Consider the following 4,242-nt stretch of genomic DNA (forward strand, 5'->3'; position numbering starts at 1 on the left):
TCATTAATAAAATTTGGTCAACTGACACATTGTAAGTGGGTCGCGGATAGATCATGTAAAACGAAAAGGGGCATAAACGAGTTACCAGCACCAGCTTTAAACTTCATTTATATTAGATCAGTAACAGCAGGCCATCACTTCAATCTAACCAATTGCCTGCCGCAGGCTTATGTGCAAGCACGACTGTGACACGCTGCAAGTTCGTCCCTGAAAGCTCGGCCATGACGTCCTTGTCATGGACGGTCACAGCCGCGCTTACACCGGAATTTTCATCTCTTCGATTTAGCTTTTTATATTGCAACAAGTAAAAGCCAAATATCAAAAGCTAGACAATCTATAAATCTAAGAAAGTAAAAGACTAAAACTCAATTTGAATTGAGGACGTTGAAGAAAATAGCGTGATGCTCACATGGATGTGAGCATAGCTTTCGAGGTGCAGGATCACTCCTTAGCATCCATGCCACCGTGACATTTGTAAATCCATTTACTTCAGACTCACCATCGGAAGCGTTAGCATTTTCACTCTTTATAATAAACAGGGGCCGAAGTTAGCAACAAACGAAGTTAAAAGCTGGATAAATCCCCATCGAAAATCATGCGCTTTTCAGCATTTTTCGTTAGGGGCGGCGGGGCCTAATTCATTAATAAAGAGTATGGAGGGTAATGCTGTTGATACCCTTTTGGTTGGGTGTGGGTGGAAAACCCACGACGTTAATCCAAACGGAGTTTGGAAATACAAAAAAGGCATCAACAGTCTAATTTGGGTGCGGACTAGGTATCACGACTTTGAATTGTTCATAATAACCGATTCTTTAAGCCACAATAATGCTTCTTTAAAATGGTCAGTATCAAATAACTTACATAAAGCGGGTTTTATAAGGTCTTGCGGATGCGTCTGTAAACTATTTGCAGGTCTTTATTGCAACAAAGCCTAACTTGTTAGGTAAAAACTGCAGGCTTAATAAATAACTCATAGTCAAAATTAGCTGTATTAAGCAATTTAAATAAACTGATTTTCAGCTAATACCATGATTTTTAACTGCTTAAGGTTGCCATTAATTAGCTTTGGAACGTGTTTGGTGTGATTGTTAAAAGTGTTAATTGTCATACTGCTGTCACATTAGCGTCATAGACTTGTCATCATCGTCATTGATACTGAGCCTGTCTTAAATAACAACGCTTATAATACCGGAGCACAAAAATGAAACTTAAACAGCTAGTTGGCGCTATCGCCTTTTCTGCAGCTGGTGTATTTTCAGCTACATCTATGGCAGCCATTGATAAAACATTACCTGTGTACGAAAAAACCAGTGGTGTTTCAGGTAACTTGTCATCAGTGGGTTCAGATACATTAGCCAACATGATGACCTTATGGGCTGAAGATTTTAAACACATTTACCCTAACGTAAATATCCAAATTCAAGCTGCCGGTTCTTCTACTGCGCCACCAGCATTAACTGAAGGTACTTCTCAGTTCGGCCCAATGAGCCGTCAAATGAAGCCAAACGAAATTGAAGCATTTGAAAAGCATTACGGTTACGCGCCGACAGCTATTCGTGTGGCCATTGATGCATTAGCGGTATTTGTGCATAAAGATAACCCAATTGAAGGGCTAAGCATCGAGCAAATCGATTCAATCTTCTCATCAACTAAAAAGTGTGGCGGTGATGATGTAACGCGTTGGGGCGATGTTGGTCTTGAAGGTAACTGGGCTAAGAAAGACGTGCAATTATATGGCCGTAACTCAGTTTCAGGTACTTACGGTTACTTCAAAAAGAAAGCACTTTGTAAAGGTGACTTTAGACCAAACGTAAACGAGCAACCAGGTTCTGCTTCAGTAGTGCAATCAGTATCTCAAGGCCTTAACGCTATCGGATATTCTGGTATCGGTTACAAAACTGCAGGTGTTAAAGCGGTAGCGCTTTCAAAGAAAGGCACTAAATACATCGCAGCAACTGCAGGTAATGCAGCGAATGGGACTTACCCATTATCACGTTACTTATACGTTTACATCAACAAGCACCCTAACAATGACTTATCACCAATGGATCGTGAGTTCATCCGTTACGTGTTATCGCTGCAGGGTCAGCAAATTGTTGAAAAAGACGGCTATGTTCCACTACCTCGCAGTGTCGTTGCAAAAGATTTACAAAAAGCAGGTATCAAGCTTTAAGCTTACCGCCTAACAAATGATTAGAGCCTCAATTATGAATATAGTTGAGGCTTTTTTTATACCTGTGATAAATATGAATTTAATCTAACTTGTCGATGAAAAGCGCGCATTGGTATATTCTGTTGCACATCATACTGTTGGTGAATAGGTATCAAATTGACAACGCTTTGGGATAATAATCGTGACTATCATTCAGTAGCCAATACTGATGAAATTAAAGTACATAATATGCAGCTGACACTCGCTGTCGATTTCGAGTTACAACAATTGACTGGCCAAGTGATATTACAGTTCAAGCGCTTGCAAACTTGTGATCAACTCGTGCTTGATGGTCGAGATCTTAATATTGATACCATCAGTGATATCCAAGGCAATGCCGTTGACTATGCCGTTGAGCATATTGATACTCTGCAAGGGGATAAAATCGTTATCAACATCGGTAAGGTAATTGATGAAGTTGTGATTCAATACCGCACCTCACCGAATTCACAAGGCTTGCAATGGCTCACGCCAGAACAAACCTTAGGTAAACAATCTCCTTATTTATTCAGTCAATCGCAACCCGTTAATGCCCGCAGTTGGATCCCTTTGCAAGACACGCCTAAAGCCCGTATTACGTTCACAGCAACAGTGACAGTCAATAATGGTTTAAGAGCCGTGATGAGCGCTGCTAATAGCGATGTGATGCCAACAGATGGTGTATTTCAGTTTGAGATGGAAAAGCCCATTCCGACCCATTTATTAGCGCTGGCAGTAGGGGATTTAGCTTACGGGGCGATAAGTGAACGCTGCGGTATTTATACCGAACCTGCCATGTTGGCCAGCGCATTAGCAGAGTTTGAAGATACCGAAGAGATGATATTGGCTGCAGAGTCTTTATTAGGCCCATATCCTTGGGGTCGTTATGACATGATAGTGTTGCCGCCAAGTTTTCCGTTTGGTGGCATGGAAAACCCACGGCTTGCCTTTATTACACCGACCTTGATAGCAGGCGATAAAAGCTTAGTGTCTACTGTAGCCCATGAGTTAGCTCACTCATGGACGGGGAACTTAGTCAGTAATGCCACTTGGCGAGACTTATGGCTCAATGAAGGCTTTACCACTTACTTTACCAATCGTTTAGTGGAGAAAATATATGGCAAAGAGCAAGCGGAGCTTGAATGGGTGATTGAGTTTGGCCGCCTTAAAGAAGAAATGACCTCAATGCCATTAGCCGCGCAAACACTGCCAGCGAATGTGCAGCAACAAGATGCTAATGACTCTTTTAATCGTTTTACCTATGACAAGGCATCAATGTTTGTCCATGAACTTGAGGCGCGCTTAGGCCGTAAAGCCTTTGATCAATTCTTATTTGATTATGTGCAGCATTTTAAGTTTCAAGCTATTACCACAGAAACCTTCATTGAATATGCCAAGCAAACCTTGCTAGTGCAGTATCCCGAGGCCATCAGTGAATCAGAGTTGATGACTTGGGTATACGGTGAAGGATTACCCCAATGGTTTGTTGGGCCGACATCCACAAGCTTAGATAAAGTGGATTTGGCATTGCAGCAATTAAAGCTGGGCGACAGTGCGGCTAAATTGAATGTGGCTGGTTGGCGAGTGCATCATTGGCAGTATTTTATCAAACAGCTACCGCTGCAACTCACGCAGCTACAACTTACCGATCTTGATAGCGTGTTTGGCTTCTCGGGTTCACAAAATGCTGAGCTTGCCTGCGACTGGTACAGTGTAGCCATCCGCAATAACTATGAGATAGTGCTGCCAAAGGTTGCAGCCTTTTTAGGTCATATTGGCCGAGCAAAGTTTGTTAAGCCGCTTTATAACGAGTTATTAATTGCCGGGTATGAGCAACAGGCTTTAGCGATATTTCAGCAGGCAAGGGCAGGTTATCATCCTTCACTGCAAGTACAACTTGATGCACTGATGCAGCAGCTTTGAAGCTCGGCGCTATTGATTAACAATGGCTAAAAAAATGGCAACCCAATGGGTTGCCAGAAGTATTACTTTGCGGGTTTTGCTAATAATGCGCTAGCGTATTAACAATGCCCTAAATGGGGGGATGATGA

General features: G+C 42.2%; 2 protein-coding genes. Both read left to right on the forward strand.

Annotation, left to right across the window (positions count from 1 at the left end):
• Positions 1-1,201: 1,201 nt before the first annotated feature.
• Positions 1,202-2,173, forward strand: a complete 972-nt coding sequence (locus tag Q4546_RS18925) for a PstS family phosphate ABC transporter substrate-binding protein (RefSeq protein ID WP_102440693.1) — start codon at positions 1,202-1,204, stop codon at positions 2,171-2,173.
• A gap of 156 nt (positions 2,174-2,329) precedes the next feature.
• Positions 2,330-4,114: a M1 family metallopeptidase gene (locus Q4546_RS18930; RefSeq protein ID WP_303446841.1), complete on the forward strand. Its 1,785-nt coding sequence runs from the start codon at positions 2,330-2,332 to the stop codon at positions 4,112-4,114.
• The last annotated feature ends 128 nt before the right edge of the window (positions 4,115-4,242 follow it).

The organism is Shewanella sp. 4_MG-2023 (assembly GCF_030548015.1).
In the GTDB taxonomy this organism is placed as follows: domain Bacteria; phylum Pseudomonadota; class Gammaproteobacteria; order Enterobacterales; family Shewanellaceae; genus Shewanella.